General features: G+C 60.6%; 15 protein-coding genes and 6 pseudogenes. 12 read left to right on the forward strand and 9 right to left on the reverse strand.

Annotated features, from left to right (window positions below; all coding sequences use genetic code 11):
• Positions 1-82: 82 nt before the first annotated feature.
• The 5 genes and pseudogenes from EY713_RS21690 to EY713_RS21710 all read right to left on the reverse strand — a co-directional run.
• A pseudogene (locus tag EY713_RS21690) lies at positions 83-1,015 on the reverse strand (AAA family ATPase); the annotation flags it as partial.
• A pseudogene (locus tag EY713_RS23265) lies at positions 975-1,103 on the reverse strand (recombinase family protein); the annotation flags it as partial. The pseudogenes EY713_RS23265 and EY713_RS21690, both read right to left, overlap by 41 nt.
• Positions 1,104-1,332: 229 nt before the next feature.
• Complete coding sequence (locus tag EY713_RS21700; protein WP_131120113.1) at positions 1,333-2,001, reverse strand: NAD(P)H-binding protein; 669 nt, start codon at positions 1,999-2,001, stop codon at positions 1,333-1,335.
• A complete protein-coding gene (locus EY713_RS21705) occupies positions 1,998-2,843 on the reverse strand; it encodes an SDR family oxidoreductase (RefSeq protein ID WP_245573059.1) in 846 nt (281 codons plus the stop codon). Before EY713_RS21705 ends, EY713_RS21700 begins: the two co-directional genes overlap by 4 nt.
• Before the next feature lie 81 nt (positions 2,844-2,924).
• The gene (locus tag EY713_RS21710; RefSeq protein WP_131120116.1) at positions 2,925-3,491 is read right to left on the reverse strand and encodes a TetR/AcrR family transcriptional regulator; all 567 of its coding nucleotides are present in this window, start codon (positions 3,489-3,491) and stop codon (positions 2,925-2,927) included.
• A 419-nt stretch (positions 3,492-3,910) separates the two neighbouring features.
• Here EY713_RS21710 and EY713_RS21720 point away from each other — a divergent pair.
• Together EY713_RS21720 and EY713_RS21725 are read left to right on the forward strand one after the other, a co-directional pair.
• Positions 3,911-5,045, forward strand: a pseudogene (locus tag EY713_RS21720) (IS3 family transposase).
• A gap of 50 nt (positions 5,046-5,095) precedes the next feature.
• Positions 5,096-6,289: pseudogene (locus EY713_RS21725) on the forward strand (ABC transporter substrate-binding protein); the annotation flags it as partial.
• A gap of 983 nt (positions 6,290-7,272) precedes the next feature.
• Here the strand turns inward: EY713_RS21725 and EY713_RS21730 are convergent.
• Complete coding sequence (locus tag EY713_RS21730) at positions 7,273-7,860, reverse strand: TetR/AcrR family transcriptional regulator (protein WP_207388328.1); 588 nt, start codon at positions 7,858-7,860, stop codon at positions 7,273-7,275.
• 168 nt (positions 7,861-8,028) lie between these two features.
• Here EY713_RS21730 and EY713_RS21735 point away from each other — a divergent pair, with 168 nt between their 5' ends.
• Complete coding sequence (locus EY713_RS21735) at positions 8,029-8,979, forward strand: NAD(P)-dependent alcohol dehydrogenase (RefSeq protein WP_131120299.1); 951 nt, start codon at positions 8,029-8,031, stop codon at positions 8,977-8,979.
• A 104-nt stretch (positions 8,980-9,083) separates the two neighbouring features.
• Here EY713_RS21735 and EY713_RS23270 read toward each other — a convergent pair.
• Positions 9,084-9,416: pseudogene (locus EY713_RS23270) on the reverse strand (hypothetical protein); the annotation flags it as partial.
• A 494-nt stretch (positions 9,417-9,910) separates the two neighbouring features.
• Here EY713_RS23270 and EY713_RS21745 point away from each other — a divergent pair.
• The 5 genes and pseudogenes from EY713_RS21745 to EY713_RS21765 all read left to right on the forward strand — a co-directional run.
• Positions 9,911-10,810 (forward strand): hypothetical protein, encoded by a 900-nt coding sequence (locus tag EY713_RS21745; RefSeq protein WP_131120125.1) that lies wholly within the window; start codon positions 9,911-9,913, stop codon positions 10,808-10,810.
• Between the two features lie 31 nt (positions 10,811-10,841).
• Entirely contained in the window at positions 10,842-12,215 is a 1,374-nt protein-coding gene (locus EY713_RS21750) for a DUF2272 domain-containing protein (protein WP_131120127.1), read from the forward strand.
• Positions 12,216-12,248: 33 nt separating this feature from the next.
• Positions 12,249-13,085: a hypothetical protein gene (locus tag EY713_RS21755; RefSeq protein WP_131120128.1), complete on the forward strand. Its 837-nt coding sequence runs from the start codon at positions 12,249-12,251 to the stop codon at positions 13,083-13,085.
• Positions 13,086-13,395: 310 nt separating this feature from the next.
• The gene (locus tag EY713_RS21760) at positions 13,396-13,884 is read left to right on the forward strand and encodes a type 2 periplasmic-binding domain-containing protein (protein ID WP_165491244.1); all 489 of its coding nucleotides are present in this window, start codon (positions 13,396-13,398) and stop codon (positions 13,882-13,884) included.
• Positions 13,885-13,917: 33 nt separating this feature from the next.
• Positions 13,918-14,046: pseudogene (locus EY713_RS21765) on the forward strand (DDE-type integrase/transposase/recombinase); the annotation flags it as partial.
• A 31-nt stretch (positions 14,047-14,077) separates the two neighbouring features.
• Here the strand turns inward: EY713_RS21765 and EY713_RS21770 are convergent.
• A complete protein-coding gene (locus tag EY713_RS21770) occupies positions 14,078-14,710 on the reverse strand; it encodes a TetR/AcrR family transcriptional regulator (protein ID WP_245573060.1) in 633 nt (210 codons plus the stop codon).
• Between the two features lie 107 nt (positions 14,711-14,817).
• On the opposite strand from EY713_RS21770, the gene EY713_RS21775 reads away from it, so the two are divergent.
• The 3 genes from EY713_RS21775 to EY713_RS22900 all read left to right on the forward strand — a co-directional run bounded on the left by EY713_RS21775 (position 14,818) and on the right by EY713_RS22900 (position 16,632).
• The gene (locus EY713_RS21775; RefSeq protein WP_131120132.1) at positions 14,818-15,570 is read left to right on the forward strand and encodes an SDR family NAD(P)-dependent oxidoreductase; all 753 of its coding nucleotides are present in this window, start codon (positions 14,818-14,820) and stop codon (positions 15,568-15,570) included.
• Positions 15,571-15,815: 245 nt separating this feature from the next.
• Positions 15,816-16,475, forward strand: coding sequence for an SDR family NAD(P)-dependent oxidoreductase (locus EY713_RS21780; RefSeq protein ID WP_245573061.1), 660 nt, complete (start codon positions 15,816-15,818; stop codon positions 16,473-16,475).
• Complete coding sequence (locus EY713_RS22900) at positions 16,468-16,632, forward strand: hypothetical protein (RefSeq protein ID WP_165491245.1); 165 nt, start codon at positions 16,468-16,470, stop codon at positions 16,630-16,632. The genes EY713_RS21780 and EY713_RS22900 overlap by 8 nt, the downstream gene beginning before the upstream one ends.
• Before the next feature lie 68 nt (positions 16,633-16,700).
• On the opposite strand, the gene EY713_RS21785 is transcribed toward EY713_RS22900, so the two are convergent.
• Complete coding sequence (locus tag EY713_RS21785) at positions 16,701-17,495, reverse strand: SDR family oxidoreductase (protein ID WP_131120135.1); 795 nt, start codon at positions 17,493-17,495, stop codon at positions 16,701-16,703.
• 124 nt (positions 17,496-17,619) lie between these two features.
• Between EY713_RS21785 and EY713_RS21790 the strand changes: the two genes are divergently transcribed.
• Entirely contained in the window at positions 17,620-18,054 is a 435-nt protein-coding gene (locus EY713_RS21790) for a winged helix-turn-helix transcriptional regulator (RefSeq protein ID WP_131120137.1), read from the forward strand.
• The last annotated feature ends 15 nt before the right edge of the window (positions 18,055-18,069 follow it).

The raw sequence follows: 18,069 nt of genomic DNA on the forward strand, positions 1-18,069 counted from the left end.
CGCGCTGCACGTTCTCTCACTTGGCCGGTGCGACGGACGCGAGATGTTCACCGAGCGGCGCGGGATCGCGGACACGGTGGTCAAGCGGTAATCCTGCCGCGCGCATATCGTCGGTCAGCTCGCGGGCGCGGGCCGGATCGAGCCCGCCCCGGAGCAGTTGCCGTATCTCCGCCGGCCTCGCGTCGAACTGGTCCGCCAGACTCTTCGTATCGTAGCCGTGGCGGGTAAGCTGGGGTTCGAGGTCGTCGATCTGGCGCGACAGCACGCCCTCCACGGTCCCGGCATCAATCGGTTTCACGCTGGCCTCGAACCCTGCCTCGAAGGCGCGCACGAGATGGCGGCCGATCTGGAGCGGGGTCTTGAGCTTGGCGGCGAGTAGGATCGCGGCGTCTTCGGTCAGCACCGCATCTGGTTCGATCCCCGGCGACAGCGCTGTACGCAGAGCCCAGGCGATATAGTCGCGCTGCCGATCGCGCAGGCCACCAAACTCAAATACGGTCGTCCGATCGCCGATTTCCTCCATCAGCGGGCGCTTCAGGTCGTTGCGCAGCTTGGGATGGCCGACGAGGATCACGGCCAATTGACCGACACCTTCGGTGACAAGCTCTACGAGGCGCTTGAGCGCGGTCAGCGTCTTGGGGTGGAGGTCATGGGCGTCGTCAACGAACAGCGCTACCGGTCACTTGGCCTTCCGGAACAGCTCTTGCAAATCGCGTTCGCGCCGTTCCGATTGGCTGGGGATCGAGACGGTCTTCTCGGACGAAAGATCATAGAACAGGGCTGCCACCAGCAGTGGCACCGATATCTTGGCCTTCTCCAGGCTGAGCGCACGCGACACGATCACGCGCCCTTCGCGCTCCAGTTCCTCGCGCAGTCGCCGCGTCAGCACGGTCTTACCCGAGCCGATGGTGGCGGTGAGGGCTATCAGGCGTCCGCCTGTGATCGCGGTCTTCAGATCATGGGTGAGCTGGGCATGATGCTCGGTCTCGAAGAAGCCGAGATCGACCGGACGGATCGATGCCGGCTGCGAGCAAGGCATCGCGCTGCGGTTCCAGCGTTTGCGTGCCGCCCGACTTGGACACCCGAATATAGCCGATGAGCAATGCGTACCTCGCCAGAAAAGACCACCAGCATGGTGCGAGATGGCGCTGGTTTCACAACGGGTTTTCTGGCTGTTTTCAGGCCCCCGGAAGCGGCGCCGCCCGACCGCGAGAAAACCGCTCGTTTTCCGTGTGGTCCCCGTGTTGGCCTGATCGGCAGTGCTAGCACGTTTAGTGATCCAGCTAAGCTTTCGCATACCTGCGGAGCACGACATCCGATATCAATGGGCCCTCATCGGGCCGCTCTGCTCGGATCGCGATTTCGATATTCATTCATGTCCTTATTTGTCTTGATATAGACGCCCGCCGAAGCTGCGACCGTACTTTCAATAAGCAAGGCTGCAACAGCGCTTGCCGGACTGACGCGCAATCGCCGTGGAAGCACGGGGGCGATAATTTTTGCGATAATCTGCGCGAAATGTTCTTCGGCGCGCTGCTGATCGCGATGCCCGTCCAGCACGCTTGGGCGAACGATCGTCAGGGATGGGAAACAGAGCTTGCCCAAATCCATCTCCAGTTGCCCCTTGTTTCGGATGTAGGCAAAACGCGATCGAGGGTTGGCACCAAGTGACGATGTCAGCGCAAAGTGGGTTGCGCCATGGTCGCGCGCGTGGCGGGCGACAGAAAGCGGGTAGTCGTAATCGATCGCCCGATAGGCGGAAGGCGATCTGGTCTGAGCACGAGTGGTGCCAAGCGCGCTGACAACCCCGTCCACTTTCCACCAATCGGCCATGTCGGGCATGTCGGAGAAGTCGATCACGACGTTTTCCAGCTTGCCGCTCGTCGGGATCAGGCGGCGCGTCAAGGCGACGACCTTGCTGATCCTTCTGTCCGCGAGCGCCTGCATCACGACATGCTCGCCGACCAGCCCGGTCGCGCCCACGATCAGCAGCCGGGTCATGCTGGTGATCGCTTGGGGAGATATGGCTTGAGGTTGTTGGCTAAAAGCTTGTCGAGCATCCTGTCTGACATGATCCGGATAAGGCGCACGACCAGCGCGGTACTTCGACCGACGGTGTAGCGCGTCTGAGGCCGCCTGCTTGTGATGGCATCCGCAATGACGCGAGCAGCTTCCTCCGGCGGGGCTCCGCCGGGAACAGAGGCTTGGGCCTGTGAGATGACGGCCTGCATTAGCGCGCCGTATCGGTCACGCTGTTCGGCCGTCATCTCATCGATGATCCGCTGGCCGGACACATTGACCCGCCCCAGCATACCGGTCGTGACCGCGCCTGGCTCGACCACGACGACCCTCACCCCGAGCGGCCCGACTTCGCGACGCAGTGCATCGCTGACCGCCTCAAGCGCGAACTTCGTAGCGGCATAAGGGCCGTAGGCCGCCATTGCCACCTTGCCGCCGATCGAGGATATGTTGACGATCGATCCCCTGCTCTCGATGAGCGCGGGCAACAGCGCCTGCATCATCGCGACATGGCCGAACAAGTTGACGTCGAAGAGACGCCGCCACTCGGATAGCGGATATGTCTCAAGAGGGGCATTGACGCCCATGCCGGCATTGTTGACCAAAGCGCCGAGCCGACGCCGTTCGGGATCGTCGGTGATACGCTGCACCAATGCTGCGATCCCTGCCTCTTCGGTAATATCGAGCATTATCGGCTCAAGGTTTGCGGCTCGGAGCGCATCGGCATCTGTATTACGCCGCACGCCAGCCAGGACATGGAAACCGCGCGCCGCAAGCTCGCGGGCGGTCGCAGCGCCGATACCGGTCGAAGCGCCAGTAACCACAACGATTTCCCGGCAAAGCTGTTCTGAATCTACAGATGAAATTTTCATGAATGTCTAGTCGCTCTTTAAATAGTGAGAATGTTAGCCGAGGAAACGCCAAAGTGCCTCGAAGCCTGCGGTGGCATGGATTTCAGCGTTTGCGGGATCGCGGGTCATGTAGTCGACGGTGGCATCGACTATGCCCGCGACGAGCGAGGCGACAAACAACAGCGGTGCCTCGCGCATCGCTCCGCTAGCGCGGCTTCGACCCAAAAGAGCCTCGACGTCCGCGTAGGCCTCGTTTGACGCTCGGTGACTTGCTTCGGTTACATCGTTTGAGACGCCAAGGTGCGCGAGTGTCCGTCGCTCCTGTGGGTGTGAGATCGCCCAACCCAGCCAACCATTCCACACGTGAAGAACCTGGCTCCGCAGATCGGCTTTCGCAGGAATCTCGGTCGCCATTGCCATTGCCATGTCCGCCTTCAGATTAACGTAGAGCTGGTTAAGGAGGTCAGCCTTGGTTGTGAAATAAAGAAACAGCGCGCCGTTCGAGACGCCAGCCTCTTTCGCGATCATCGCGGTCGGCGCACGTAGCCCGTGCGTGGCGATTATCCTGATCGCCGCCGTCATGATCGAGCTGCGCTTCTCGTCGCTTCTCGGTCTTGCCATGATTTGCCTCTCTCCATTGACGATATAGAGAGCGGTCGGTCAGTCAATCATATCGCTCTGACTGGTCATTTTTTATCGTTCGCGCGCGGATCGATCCCCATAATATGTCCGTCGCATCTAATGTGATTTGCGTCTCAACGAATGCGCGCTTGGAGCGTTGGTCTGTCTCACGCAATGTGAGCCGGCAACTGTCCTTTATTGCAGTTCCGCGCGATCATCATTGCGAGCCGCTACAACTACGCAGCTCACAAGCACCCCAACGTGCTGGCCTGGCTCGCCTACCATCCGCGGTGGACGTTCCACTTCACGCCGACATCCTGCTCCTGGCTGAACAGAGGTGGCTCGGGGAATCTGGACAGGTGGGATGAGTGGAGTTTCTGCCTAACGGCGACCAAGATGGTCGCGATTTAGGAGAGACGATGACGAAGCGAACCCGCCGGAACCATGCTCCGGCTTTTAAAGGGAAGGTGGCGCTCGCCGCCGTGAGGGGCGAGAAACGCTGGCCGAGCTGGCGCAGCAGTTCGACGTTCATCCGAACCAGATCACGGCTTGGAAAGCTCAGCTTCAGGAGGGTGCCGCCGGGGTGTTCGGTTCCGACCCGCGGCCGGACGCGGCGTCGCCGCCCATCGACGTGAAGACGCTACATGCCAAGATTGGCGAGCTGACGCTGACCAACGATTTTTTGTCCGGCGCGCTCAGCAAGGCCGGCCTGCCGAGCGCACAGCGATGATCGACCGCGGTCATGGTCTGTCGATCAGCCGACAGGCGAAGGTTCTCGGGGTCAGCCGCGGCAGCGTGTATTACTTGGCCCGGCCGGTCTCGGCCGCCGACCTCGCCATCATGCGGCGGATCGACGAGCTGCATCTCGAATGGCCCTTCGCGGGCAGCCGGATGTTGCGCGATCTGCTGAACCGGGAGGGGATTGCGATCGGCCGCCGACATGTCGCGACGCTGATGAAGCGGATGGGCGTCGAGGCGATCTACCGGAGGCCGAACACCTCGAAGCCGGCGCCGGGCCATAAGACCTACCCGTACTTGCTGCGCGGGATGACGATCGATCGTCCGAACCAGGTCTGGGCGATGGACATCACCTATGTGCCGAAGGCGCGCGGCTTCGTCTATCTCGCCGCGGTGATCGACTGGTTCAGCCGTCGGGTCCTCTCCTGGCGGGTGTCGATCACCATGGAGGCGGCATTCTGCGTCGAGGTTCTGGAGGAAGCACTCGCGCGCCATGGCAAACCGGAGATTTTCAACACGGATCAGGGCTCGCAGTTCACTTGCCAGGATTTCACGGGCGTGCTGCTCGAGGCCAAAGTCGCCATCAGCATGGATGGCAAGGGCTCCTGGCGGGACAACATCTTCGTCGAACGGCTCTGGCGGTCGATCAAATACGAGGAGGTCTACCGGAAAGCCTACGAAAGCGTCGGCGAAGCCCGCACGTCGATCGGCCGGTATCTGGCTTTCTACAATGGACGCAGACCACATTCGCGCCTTGACCGGCAGACGCCGGACCAAGCCTACTTCAGCCAATTGCCGCGAGCCGCGGCCGCCTGAACCCCAGCAGGACTCCACTTACCAGGCCACGCGCTGCCTTTCAGACGAACCGAGCCACCTCTGATTTCAAGCAGAAAAATCCCGGTATTGACTTGCAATGGGTGACGCTTGAGGAGAACGTCCTGCGTCAGAAAGTGACTACCGATATAGCAACCAAAGGCGGCCAATACGACGTTCTCACGATCGGGACCTACGAGGTCCCGATTTGGGCTAAGCAAAACTGGCTCATGCCACTCGACAACCTCGGTGCCGACTACGATCGAGACGACCTTCTGCCAGCCATTCGCAGCGGCTTGTCGCTGGATGGAAGACTCTATACTGCGCCGTTCTACGGCGAAAGCTCGATGGTGATGTACCGCAAGGACCTGTTCGACAAAGCCGGCCTGATGATGCCCGACGCGCCAAATTGGGACTTCATCGCGGATGCCGCCCAGAAGATCACAGACAAGGACCATGGCGTCTACGGCATCTGCCTCCGCGGAAAGCCCGGCTGGGGCGAGAACATGGCGCTTTTGACCGCGATGGCAAATTCCTTTGGCGCTCGTTGGTTCGACGAAGAATGGAGGGCTCAATTCGATCAGCCCGAATGGAAAAAGACGCTCGAATTTTACACCCAACTAATGCAGAACAGCGGACCTCCAGGTGCGTCGTCGAACGGTTTTAACGAGAATCTCGCCCTCTTCCAAACCGGCAAGTGCGGGATCTGGGTCGACGCGACTGTTGCTGCTTCCTTCGTTTCTGATCCCAAGCAGTCGAAGGTTGCAGGTGAGGTCGGCTTCGCTGTTGCCCCGGATGGCGGCTTCGGTAATCGTGGAAACTGGCTCTGGGCATGGAGCTTGGCCATCCCAGCTGGTTCTGAGAAGAAGGATGCGGCCGAAAAGTTCGTCGCCTGGGCGACGAGCAAACATTACACCGACCTTGTGGCCAGCAAGGAAGGCTGGTCGAATGCACCTCCAGGAACACGTCTCTCGCTGTACGCGAATCCAGATTACCAAAGGGCGGCTCCCTTCGCGAAGATCACCTTGGCAAGCATCAATGCCGCGAACTCGACGAAACCGGCCGTAAAGCCCGTTCCCTATGTAGGTGGCATGTTCATGTCCATCCTGGAATATCAGGGCATCGGAACCACCGTTGGTCAAGACTTCGCCGCAGCCTTGGCTGGTAAGGTCAGCGTCACGGTTGCGCTGGCAAATGCGCAGGAGGCTACAACGCGCGTGATGAAGAAGGCTGGCTACCTAAACTAACGGAGAGCAGTTCCCGGTGGGGGTCCCTCCGGGGTCATGACCGCCGGGGACGCGGTGCTTAAATGCACTCGAAGAGTGGTCAATGATTACCGACTGAGTAGCCTATCTATTCGCACGATTATGTTACACTGCTCGCCAGAATGCGATCCGGACAATTTTCTCAGAAGCTAGGCTAAGTCTCTATTACTTTTGAGTTAATCGGAGCAATCTGTCTGGAGTTGATGTAAGGAACGCCGCCCGCAGAGGAATGGGTTCGCTGTTCGTGAAGGGGCCACTACGCCCGGCCTAGTGAGCGTAGCGCCCAAAGGTTGTCGACGTCGTCACGCAGTGAGATCACTGTAGGTTCCATAATGTTGATTATGCGAATCCGACACGATCCGGACTTCTTTATTGTTTTTCGACCTTTCAGCGAGGTCCCGTCTGCCGCCAACTTGGCCCTCCCCCAAAAGACTTTTTTGCCCGCTCATTCGCCCTCGTGGACGCGATCCCGCCGCTGAGTAGCCTGCCGAGCTCGGCCAGCAGCTGGTCCGCCTCGTGTCGCTATTTGGCGGTCTCGTGCCACGCGCTAGGACGCCGATGAAGGAGATCGCGCTAATGGTCGTTGTTTAGCACGTACCGCCTGACTAGCTAGGCCGGCCGCTACAATGACCGCGAGTACCTGTTCGAGGATCCGGTGTTGCACCTGCTACAAGCCGATCTCCTCAACCCTTCAGCTCGGCCCACAGCTATACCTCCTGCCCCAGTCAGGCCGATAGCAAACTGGTCGGCGGCGAAGCGGCGAGATCTTGGACATTTCGACATCGACGGTCAGTAAGTATGTCGCGTCGGCGAAGCGCAAATCAGGAGCAATCAAGAGGGCGCACGCCATCCCGATCGCGTTACAAAGGTGAACGATAACGTAGTATTATCAAAAGCGGTCAGCTCTATATCAATCCATCCCGAATGCAAGGCCGGTTCAGGATCGGCTTGGCTCGCTCAAGTCGTTACCGATCTTTCAGCAAACTGGGCAGTTCTACAAATTTCCAGAGTGGTCGATTGATAAACCCGTCGGCCTTCAGCATGACAAGACCGTGCAATTGTGCCCAGAGCAGGTAGGCTTCGTCTTCCGCGTCTGTCAGCGACGAGACAGCTGCCATCGCCGTCCGCAGCATCCCGAAAGCTTTTCCGGACTCCTCATCTAGGTCGCTGCCCGCCTTGGCTTCCGGGGTGAGGCGCGAGGCGAACATCAGCCGGTAGATCTCGGTGTTGGCTTCCCCGAACGTCACATAAGCACGCGCAATCGCCTTCACCGCGTCGAGCGGGGCGCGATCCGACATTGCCGCAGCCAATGTCACCACGAGCTCTTCGAATCCCTCAGCGGCAACGGCTTCAAACAGCGCGTCTCGGTCAGTGAAGTGACGGTAAGGCGCCGGCTGGCTGACCCCGGCAAGGCGCGCCAGCGAGGCCAGCGACACCGTTTGAGCGCCGTGTCGGAGGATCTCCTCGCGCGCGACCCGCAGCAGATCGCGGCGGAGATCGCCGTGATGGTAGCGCTGGCGATCCCCGGCGGCGGGGTTCCGACGACTGGCCATGTGATAAACTATCACTTTCTACCTTGACGGGCGAGACGCTCGCCATCATGTTATATGTCATCACATAGTCGCGGTCGAGGAGCCTGCCCACGGTGACAGGGACATTCTCCAGACTAGCGAACTGGCGGTCAGCGCCCTAGATTTTTGAAGGAACTTGCCTTGACTAAGATGAAAGCAGTGGTCTACGACCAGTATGGCGGGCCCGAGATGCTACGTGAGACCTCGATCGATGCCTCGACGCCAAAGGAAGGAGAGGTCCTCGTACGCGTCCATGCTACCAGCGTGAACGGCTACGACGTGGCCGTCCGCTCCGGCGCGCTGAAGATGTTCACCGGGCGAAAGTTCCCCAAGCGGATAGGTGTCGACTTCGCGGGAGAAGTTTTGACCGCAGCGAAGGCAGCATCGCCCTTCACGCCGGGAGATCGGGTCTGGGGAGTGACACCGCTGCATCAGCTCGGCAGCGCCGCGGAGCTGATCTGCGTGGCGCCGGCGCAGCTCGCGCATTACCCGATCGAGCTCGACCCCGCCGAAGCCGCCGCCTTGCCCGTCGTCGGCTCGACTGTCATCACGGCGCTGCGCGACCGGGGGAAACTCGAGGCACGCCAGCGCCTGCTGGTGCGCGGGGCAAGCGGGGGGGTCGGAAGCATCGCCGTCCAGTTCGGTCGCGCGCTTGGGGCCCACGTCACCGGCTTGGCGGGCGCGTCCAATCTCGACTTTGTCCGCGAGATCGGTGCCGACGAGGCGCTCGATTATGCTGTGACCGCTCCAGCCGACCTCGACGCCTTCGACGTCATCCTCGACACGGTAGGCAGCAACCCGAGCGCCTGGCGACGTCTGCTCGTACCCGGGGGGCGCATGATGGCCATCGTTCCTGACCTTGAGCACCCGCTCATGTCGATGGCTTACATCGCGTGGTCCCGGGTTCACGGCGCGCGGCGCGTGCGCTTCTTCAGCGACAAACCCGACACCAGGCTGCTGACCGACCTCGCCGACTACGTCAGGAACGGAGCCATCAAGCCGATCGTTGATCGCGTCTATCCTATGTCCGATATCGCCGAGGCCCACCGTGCGATGGAAATCGGCGGCCGCCGCGGGAAACAGGTCATCCGGGTGGTTTGAAGCGCGCGCGATCCGCTGAACCGGCAGGGGGCCAGGTCTTCCGCGACCTTGGATAGCTTCAAGCGCGCGACCTGGCCTCTTCCCCGCTTGGGGTGGGTTTGCCTGGCCGAGCCAGGGCGGTTTTCGACGACGAGGCGGTCGACATCATTCCTGCCGGGCCTGCGGACGATGCGGCGGGCGCGGCCGATCACTTCGGAGACCACGTCGGTGCCGAGGCAATGCGCAACCTGGTCGAGCGCGCTCTGGACGGGATCGAGGCCGGCCAGATGCTCGATCATGCGATCGGGACGCGCGATGGCCTCACGACGGAGCACCGGCTGGCCGTTCTCAAAGACGGGAATGAGAGGACAGGTTGCCGTCGTCATCGGTGAATGGCTCGGACAGCCACACCGGAACGAGTGCTGGAGATAGTCAAGGCCATAATCCCGGGGCGTTACGTGATCCGGATGCCGGCCAAAGCCGACTGCGCCGCGGACCTGACCATTCAGCGCGCCTAATATGCAGATCATTTCCATTGCTGGTTACGACTATTGTGCATTCCCGTTGCTCTATGAGTGCATCGGCGTTTAGATCGGCGCTTAAGGTGCCAGTACCGCCATAAAAACCTGCAAAGGCTGCCGCGAAGAAGCCATAATTATCTTTCCATCGGCGATGTGACTGGATACGGTATTTCTGGAGCGGGGGGCTGATGCGATGTCGATCATGCGACGGCTATGGTCCGTCCCAATTGTGGCGCTGAGCCTGATCATCGCGTCATGCGCAGGATCCTTGAAGGGTGCACCCGATCGGACCCTGCCGATCGACGCTTAGGAAGGCCTCGTCAAAACGATTTCGGGACCCGCGGCGTATGCCGCTTACTTCCAATCGGGCAGCGAAACCGAGCGCCGCGGCCTCCGCAGCCAGATCGTTTTGGGCAAGATGTGGCATCGACTTGCTGTATCTCGACTACGAGGCGAAATTGACCCGCGAGAGCCAGGAGGAGGGCTTCCTCGGCACACTCGCGACGAGCGGATTGACGTCGGCCGCCGCCACCGTCGGCGGCCAGGAGGCAAAGATCCTGGCGACCACGGCGGCCGGCCTGGCCGGTGTGGGAGAGGCCTACAACAAGGACGTGCTTGTCGACCGCACCGTGGCGCTCCTGCAGGAACAGATGCGCGCGCAGCGCAAGCTCGTCAGGGCGAACGTGCTCGGACGGCTGCAATTCCCGATCGCCGACTACCCGCTCGAGCTCGCACTCAGCGACGTCGAGACCTACTACCGGGCCGGCACGATCACCGGCGCGCTGATCGGCGCCTCTGAGGATTTTGGCGCGCGCCTCCGGGCTGCGACGGCCATCGAGGAAGCCGCGGTATCGACCCGGTTCAGCGCCACCATCCTGGGACCGAGCATCTTGGCGTATTGGCGATCGAGCCCCGCCCGCAGGCAGACCATCGACAACTGGCTGAATCGCAACGGGATCACGATCCCGTTGCCCTTCTTCGCCCGGTCGAACGCCTACGCGACGGATCAAGAGAGGCTCGTCGCAGACCTTGGAATACCGTCGGAGGCGGGACCATCCGCCGGCGCACCGGCGCCGGTGCCGACGCCCGCTCCGGCCAGACCGGTTCCCGCCTCGCCCGGCAGGGCAGGTCCAGCCCCGCTCAGGCCCGGCCCAGCGCCCGCGGCACCCGCGGCGGCCATCGAGCGAGATATCAGGGCCCATCCGTCGGTACTCTCTTCCATTCGGAGGTGGATGGCCGCCAACGGCATCGACGGTCTTCCGACGCTCATGCGCGCGGACCACGAAGACGCGCAGCGCCAAATGATCAAGGATCTCAGCCTAGCGGATTGAGATCCTGCCAGCTTGAGCGGGAAGCCACATCATGCAGCCTGATACGCTCTTCGACATTCCTGGTGAGGACCTCCCGAGCACGCTCGCCGATCTGGATCTTGCCGGTTTCGACGGTCTGGTAAGCATACAGTCGAACGGACTCTACACGGTTGCTGCACAGCGCAAGGCGGAGAGCGCAGGGGCGACCGGGGCCTGCAGGCCCCGGTCGCCCCTGCGCTCCCCCTGCTGCTCCCGCACAAAGCCCTTCCGTCCCGCCGCCCTTCGTGACGGCGCTAGGCAAGGTCGCGGAGGACCAATGGACGTTCTTCGGGCAGCAGGAATTCGCGACCTTGCCGGAAGGACCATCCGGCAAGGTCACAAGGAAGCGGAGCCCGTCTACGCAGATCGCATCGCCCACTACTGGGTCGAGGGAACCGGCACCCATGGCCTGAGCGGCACGAACGACGTTCCCTGGTCCGCCGCCTTCATCTCCTGGATCATGCAAGCGGCAGGCGCCGGCGACCGCTTCAGGTATTCGACCGAGCACTCCGTCTACATCGCGCAGGCGATCCGCGACAGGCAGTCCGGCAGGGCCGGAGGCGGCTTTTGGGTATACCGACTCGATGAACGCGAGCCAGCCGTCGGCGACCTTATCTGCTGGGCGCGCCAACCCGGCTTGGATTTCGATCATCAGCTAGGGGGCCGGTACCTGGGTCATTGCGATCTCGTCGTCGCAGTGGACCAGGGGGCCATCTGGGTCATCGGGGGGAACGTCGGCAATTCGGTCACGAAGAGGCCAATTGCCCTCATCGGCAAGCATGTGCCCGCCGCAACGATGCGCGGCGAGACCCCCTTCGCGGTGCTGCAGGACCGTATCGGGGCCCCTGTCGCTTCGGCCCCGTCGGCAGCAGCTGGGGGCCCCGGATGCATCGCGTGGGGGGCAGCGGTCCCCACCGCTTTCAAGGCTGCGGTCCTCGATATCGCATCGGAACTCGCCTGCGATCCGAGCCACCTCATGGCAGCGATGGCGTTCGAGACCGGCGAAGCGTTCTCGGCCAAGAGCCAGAACCCGCATTCGCTAGCGACCGGGCTCATCCAGTTCACGCCCTCGACGGCGATCGGCCTTGGTACCACCGTCGAATCGCTCGCTGCGATGACCGAGGTCAGCCAACTCGCTTACGTCCTGGCGTACCTGCTGCCGTTCCAGGGCCGGATGGGGACGCTGCCCGACCTCTACATGGCGATCCTTCTGCCGACGGCCGTGGGCAAGCCGGACGGGACCGTGCTGTTCTCGAAGCCTAGCCTCGCCTACTTTCAAAACATCGGTCTGGACGCGAACCGCGACGGAGAGATCACCAAGTCCGAGGCCGCCTCGAAGGTCCAGGCGGCATTGACCAAGCGCCTCACGACGCACTTCGCCGGCTGAGCGAGGGGCTCGAGAATCCGCGAGGATCCAAGAATGCCCACCTACGACCCCCCTCCCCCCGCCGACGCAATCCATGCGTCGCCGGCCCCACCAGGCGGCGAGGGGCCGGCAAGCCCACTCACGAAACCTACGTTAGCGACCCTGATCATCGCCATCGTCGCCATCGCAGCGGCGCTGGCCGTCTATGGCGATCGGCTCCCCCCGCGCTGGGAGAAAGCCCTCGCCCCGCTCATGGCCATCGCCGTGGCGACGATGCTGGCGAGCTTCCCGCTCATCATCGGCTTCGTACAGGCAACCTCGAAAGCGAGGCAGCGAGCCAAGCTCGCGGGCCTCGCCGGCCGCCCGGTCGCCAAGACCGCGTACTATGCAGCCGCGCTCGCGGCGCTTTATTCGCTGCGGCCGGCCACGGTCACGAGCGAAGACTACAGGATGCCGATGTCCGGCTTTTGCATCACGGTGGTGATCTGCAGCCTCGCTGTCTTCATCGCCTACGACGTCGAAAGCATCCATTCTAGTAAAAGCATCGTCCTCGGCGGCATGGACGTCGTCGCGAAGACCGCTGGCGATCCCGAGATCACCAGATACCAGTCGGGAACCTTCACATGCATCGCCTACGCGTTCGTCGGGGCCTATGTCTGCATCATCTCTAGGTTGCTCTCTCGAATCAACAACAACGACATCTACCCCATCTCCTTCCACTTCTACTCGGCATGGATCATCTCCGCCGGGTTGGTCGCCGCCGTCCTGCGGCACGTCATGCACCTGCTCTTCAGCGATACGAGACCGGACACCGTCATCTTGCTGGGCTTCGCCACAGGCCTGTCGCCGAACCTCTTCCTCGTCGCGATCGCGCGGCGGGCGTTCAATTAAGCCAACGTCATCGGCGACAAGGTGGATCCGGGACGGCCGCTCTTCCCGACCAACATGAACCTCCTCATGATCGACGGCATTGACGGCGACGAGATCGACAGGCTGGGAGAACTCGGGATCACCAATGCCCAGGTCCTTGCCGCGCAGAACCCCTTCGTCCTATGGACACGGCTGCCATACGACCTCTACCTCCTCGTCGGCTGGATTGCCCAGGCGCAGCTCTATGCCAAGGTTCGGGACGAAGGCATGAAGGCAATGCGCGACAACAAGGTCGGCGACATCTTCGAGTTCCATGCGCAGCTCGAGGCGGATGACGCGCGAGCCGAGGTTTGCACACTCCTCGCCCTGCATCTATTCGAAGAGCGGCCGGACGACCGTGGCGGCGATGATGGGCGAGCAGGTCGGCACGGTGTCGGGATTTCTATGGGTCGCCGAGTTCAAGAAGCTGCTCGGCAGCGACTTCAAGCTCTATCCCAATCCAGTCGCCCTGGCCCAGGATCTCGAGGCTGGACGGGTAGAGATCGGGGTCGACAGCTATGGAACAGGCGTTTACGCGCAGAACAAAGGCAGTTATCCCGGCCTCGTCATCAAGGTGTCCGAACCCGATCCCCGCGTGCAGGCCTCTATCCAGGCCGCCCAGTGCAACCTGCTCTACACCAAGGCCAACACCTCGCTCGGGGCGGCGATCGACGCCGACATTGTGGCGATGCACAAGGACGGGTCGATCGCGGGCTACCTCAAGGCGTTCGGGCTGGATCCGTCAGGCGCAGACGTCGGAGAGCCACGGGTCATCAACTGACATGTGGGCCCCCTTACAGAGGGGGGCCCCGTACAGGTGTTCGCTGCAACGGCTCCGAACACCGTCTGGCTGGCGGACATCACTTCTATCGCCACCGGAGAGGGATGGCTCTACCTCGCCGCGGTCCTCGACCTCGCCACGCGCAAGATCGTCGGCTGGGCGAAGCGCGATCATATGCGCACCGAGCGGCCGATTAGGCGTAAACTGGCCGTCCGCAACAGTGTTGTAGTTGAAGTCCTTCCACAAAAATTGCAACCATTTGGCCTGCGTGGTCGGGCTTTCCGTCGTATGTTGACATGCACAATGTCGTCACCGCACAGAGTATCTCCGTAGCATCTAGGTTAGGCCGCACTTGTCCGGCTGCCTCAGCAGCTTTGTAGAGGATCCTAGCGGCGGGACGAAGAATCTGATCAAAGCGGACGAACAAGCCGACAAACACCGGATCGCCGGAGCTAAGTGCCTTGGCTAAACCTCGCTTGGTCGCGATGAACTCGGCATAAACGAGCATCCATCTCGCCAACGCTTCGGCCGGCGGATATTCCGCAGCAAGGGTCGTCGCGGCTCCCGCGCAGGCGTCCATTTCACTATGAAAGACTGCGGCAATCAGGTCTGCCCGTTGGGGAAACCGACGGAACAGTGTTCCCATGCCAATGCCTGCCCGGTCGGCAATCTCACGCGTCGTGGCATCCACCCCCGTCGTGGCGAACAGTTCTTTCGCTGCCGCAACTATCGCATCAACGCTTCGCTTAGCGTCGGCGCGCAAGCGGCGTTTGCCGCCCTCTTTCTGCGACGTACCGGCGTTCTGGTCATCTGGTCGGGCGTTCAAACACAATCGCCTTGTGAATCGGAGCTTTGCTCCGTATGTATAGGGAGCTACGCTCCGCTTGCACCGGGGTACCAAAATATTCTGGCGCTGACAATCAGGAGATTACCATGCAACCCAACCCAATCACTCTTATAACCGGCGCCAATCAGGGCATCGGCCTCCAGATCGCTAAAGAACTTGCGGCCAAGGGCTTCACCGTTCTCGTAGGGTCGCGCAGTATCAAGCACGGCGAGGCGGCCGCAAAAGAACTGGGACCAAATGCCGTGGCGATCCAGCTGGACGTGACCGATTCGGATTCAATCGCTGCGGCTGCAAACCGCGTTCGCCAGGAATTTGGCCGCCTCAACGTGCTGATCCAGAATGCGGCGATCACGACGACCGGCGATCACGCGCAAACCCCTCAGGAGTACGTGGCCGCGACCCGCCCGAGCGTCGTCTCTCTCGATGAAATGCGCGCTGTCTGGGACACGAACGTGTTCGGCGTGCTCGCCGTTTATCAGGCGATGCTGCCGATCCTGCGGAACACACCGCATTCCCGCATCATCAACGTCTCTAGCGGAGCCGGGTCGCTAACACTGGCTTCCGACCCGAATTCTCCGTTGCGCGCCATGTTCAACGCGTCCTATTCAGCCTCGAAGACCGCGCTTAACGGCTTGACGGTCGCGATGGCGATTGAGCTTGAGGCCGAAGGCATCAAGGTGAACGCCGTCTCCCCCGGCTACACCAAGACGCGGATGAGCCCGGAAGGCACGGATACGGTGGAGGAAGGCGCGGCCGAAGCCGTGCGCCTGGCACTGCTAGGCCCGTATGGGCCAACCGGCACGTTCACGCACGCCACATTAGGGGTACTTCCGTGGTGATCTGACTATAGGTTGGCGTTCGAGTCTCGCCGGGGGGCTGATACTCGGACAGTTTCACTAGGATCCCCTGATCAGTTATAAAATAATGACCATTATGACACTAATGGTATTATGAATGAATAATCCTAATACTTTGATCCAATATAGATTTGTGCTGATACAGGTGTGGAGACAACAGAGATGGTGATAACATAAGTATAATAGCAGTTGTTACGGGCGCGACCATTGGTATCGGCAAGGAAATCGTGAGTGACCTGATGCGCAATGGTGCAACGATCATCATTGGTGTCCGCAATGTCGATAAAGGCAAGGCCTTGAGCGCGGCGCTTTCCAGCAAGCCCGGTGGTGGCAAAATCGAAGTCCTGCCGCTGGACATTGCCAGCATGGAATCAGTGCGCGGGTTTGCGGCCGTCGTCGGAGAGGCGCATCCGGCATTGCAGCTCCTGGTCAACAATGCGGGAGCCTGGTTCAGCGAGCGCGGAGAAACCAAAGAAGGTCACGAGTTGACGCTGGCGACCAATGTCCTGGGTCCGCACCTGTTGACCAGCCTTCTGTTGCCGCAGTTACACACGGGTAAGCCGGCGCGTATCGTCAACACGACCTCCGGCTTCGCCGGAAGCTACGATGTCGGCGACCAAGATTGGAAACGACGCAAGTATACTGGATTCAAGGCCTATTCCCAGTCTAAGCAGGCACTCCGCATGATGACCTGGAAGCTGGCGCAGCGCCTTGAGGGGAGCGGCGTAGTCGCAAATACCGTCTCGCCCGGCTTTGTCAAAACCGAGTTAATGCAGAACACTTCCGGCCTCGTCACCCGTCTGATCCGCATGATCAGTTTCATGGCCGACACCCGAAAAGGGTGCGGATACGCTGTTGTGGGTGGCAACTGCCCCGGAGATGGCTAATGTCACCGGAAAGTTTTACGAGGCTCGCAAGGAGAAGGACGGCAAGTACCGCGAACAAGCTGCTCTGGATGAACTCGAAAAGCTGCTCGACAAAAAAACCGGTGCCAGAAGCTCCGTCGCAGACGGGAACCCGGTCCGTGCTGCGGCCGTTCTATAGGACCATGTGCGCCCGAATAAATCACAGCATTACACTTATGCTGAGCTTGTCGGACGTTCGTGCGAAGTTCAAGAGTTTCGCGCAAAATTAGCCGGTTTTTGAGTTTTATGTTTTCCCATTTTGGCCATCTGGTTCAGCATGAAGTTAGGAGCTATCCGGCTCATGGCCTTCAGTACGTTGCTTAAGCCAGGGCGTATTTCTAGCTGTCCGGCCTCAATGGCAATGATGGTTTTTTTGACAAGAGTCCTTACATCCATTGCCGTCTGGCCCTTCGCTTCCTCTGCAAATTCACCACGGAATAAAGGTGTCTCAACGGCCGGCGGCGCCAACTCGATGACGGTCACGCTCGTCCCGGCTAATTGGATGCGCAGAGCTTGCGAAAACGAATGGATGGCTGCCTTAGTCGCGCTATAGACCGGCGATAGCGGGAACGGGATGAAGGCAAGGCCTGAAGACACATTTATGATCCCTGCATTTTGTCGACTTTTAAGATGTGGCAGAAACTGCTGCACCATGCGCACTGGACCACTTAGGTTAGTTTCAATTTCCCTTGTCACGTCTCTCAAGTCGCGACTTTGATTGAGGTTGAGGTTGCGCATGATACCAGCGTTGTTGACGAGTACGTCGAGCGTCGGGAACTTCGCGAGCACGCTCTCATGCAACGCCGCTATTGCATCCGGATCGCTGACATCGCTCTGCACAGTGTGAACGCCGGGCAATACGTCCTTTGTGGAAAATAACTTGGCTGCATCGCGGCCGGTGACGATCACAGTGTTGCCCTTGGCGAGCAGTTGCCTTCCCAGCTCGAGACCAATGCCGCTCGTACCACCCGTGATTAAGATTGTCTTCTGGGTCAGTTTCATAAAAAGCCTCCATACAAGACGATTTTTGATAGCCGCCGGTCCTGATTGCATCTAGATAGGAGCTTACGATCGAATAGAAAGAAGGCACTCGAAAGTGCCATACTTACCTGAAAGAGAGTATAACGTGCCCAAGGCTCCGCAATTCACCGAGCAGCAGATAGCTCTTGCGAAAGCCTATGCCGCTCTTGAGCCGCCTGAAGACATCGACCCCAGAATTGAGGCTCTAGTAAATAATCTTATTGGCCGAGTAGCTGATAAGTGGACGGTGCTCATTCTTGAGGCGCTCGCCGAAAAAGAGACGCTGCGATTTACTCGCTTAAGTGAGTTGGTCGAGGGTATTAGTCAAAAGATGCTCACGCAGACCCTACGGCAAATGGAACGAGATGGGCTTCTGATACGTACTGTGTATCCCGTGGTTCCGCCAAAGGTAGAATACAAGCTCACCCGTCTCGGCATGAGTCTTGGAGGGGCATTTTGCGGCGTTTGGGTGTGGGCGGCTGAAAACCTTCAACACGTCGAGCGGGCCCGTCGAGATTTCGACGAAACTAAGGGTCACTGAATCAAGTTGCATTTG

Origin of the sequence: Lichenihabitans psoromatis, from assembly GCF_004323635.1 — a bacterium.
GTDB lineage: Bacteria > Pseudomonadota > Alphaproteobacteria > Rhizobiales > Beijerinckiaceae > Lichenihabitans > Lichenihabitans psoromatis.

Coding starts and splice junctions, on each gene's coding strand:
- EY713_RS22900 (WP_165491245.1), top strand. CDS start 16,468: ATGGCTAATGTCACCGGAAAGTTTTACGAGGCTCGCAAGGAGAAGGAC.
- EY713_RS21760 (WP_165491244.1), top strand. CDS start 13,396: ATGACGCGCGAGCCGAGGTTTGCACACTCCTCGCCCTGCATCTATTCG.
- EY713_RS21710 (WP_131120116.1), bottom strand. CDS start 3,491: ATGGCAAGACCGAGAAGCGACGAGAAGCGCAGCTCGATCATGACGGCG.
- EY713_RS21750 (WP_131120127.1), top strand. CDS start 10,842: ATGCAGCCTGATACGCTCTTCGACATTCCTGGTGAGGACCTCCCGAGC.
- EY713_RS21785 (WP_131120135.1), bottom strand. CDS start 17,495: ATGAAACTGACCCAGAAGACAATCTTAATCACGGGTGGTACGAGCGGC.
- EY713_RS21775 (WP_131120132.1), top strand. CDS start 14,818: ATGCAACCCAACCCAATCACTCTTATAACCGGCGCCAATCAGGGCATC.
- EY713_RS21735 (WP_131120299.1), top strand. CDS start 8,029: ATGAAAGCAGTGGTCTACGACCAGTATGGCGGGCCCGAGATGCTACGT.
- EY713_RS21700 (WP_131120113.1), bottom strand. CDS start 2,001: ATGACCCGGCTGCTGATCGTGGGCGCGACCGGGCTGGTCGGCGAGCAT.
- EY713_RS21755 (WP_131120128.1), top strand. CDS start 12,249: ATGCCCACCTACGACCCCCCTCCCCCCGCCGACGCAATCCATGCGTCG.
- EY713_RS21730 (WP_207388328.1), bottom strand. CDS start 7,860: ATGGCCAGTCGTCGGAACCCCGCCGCCGGGGATCGCCAGCGCTACCAT.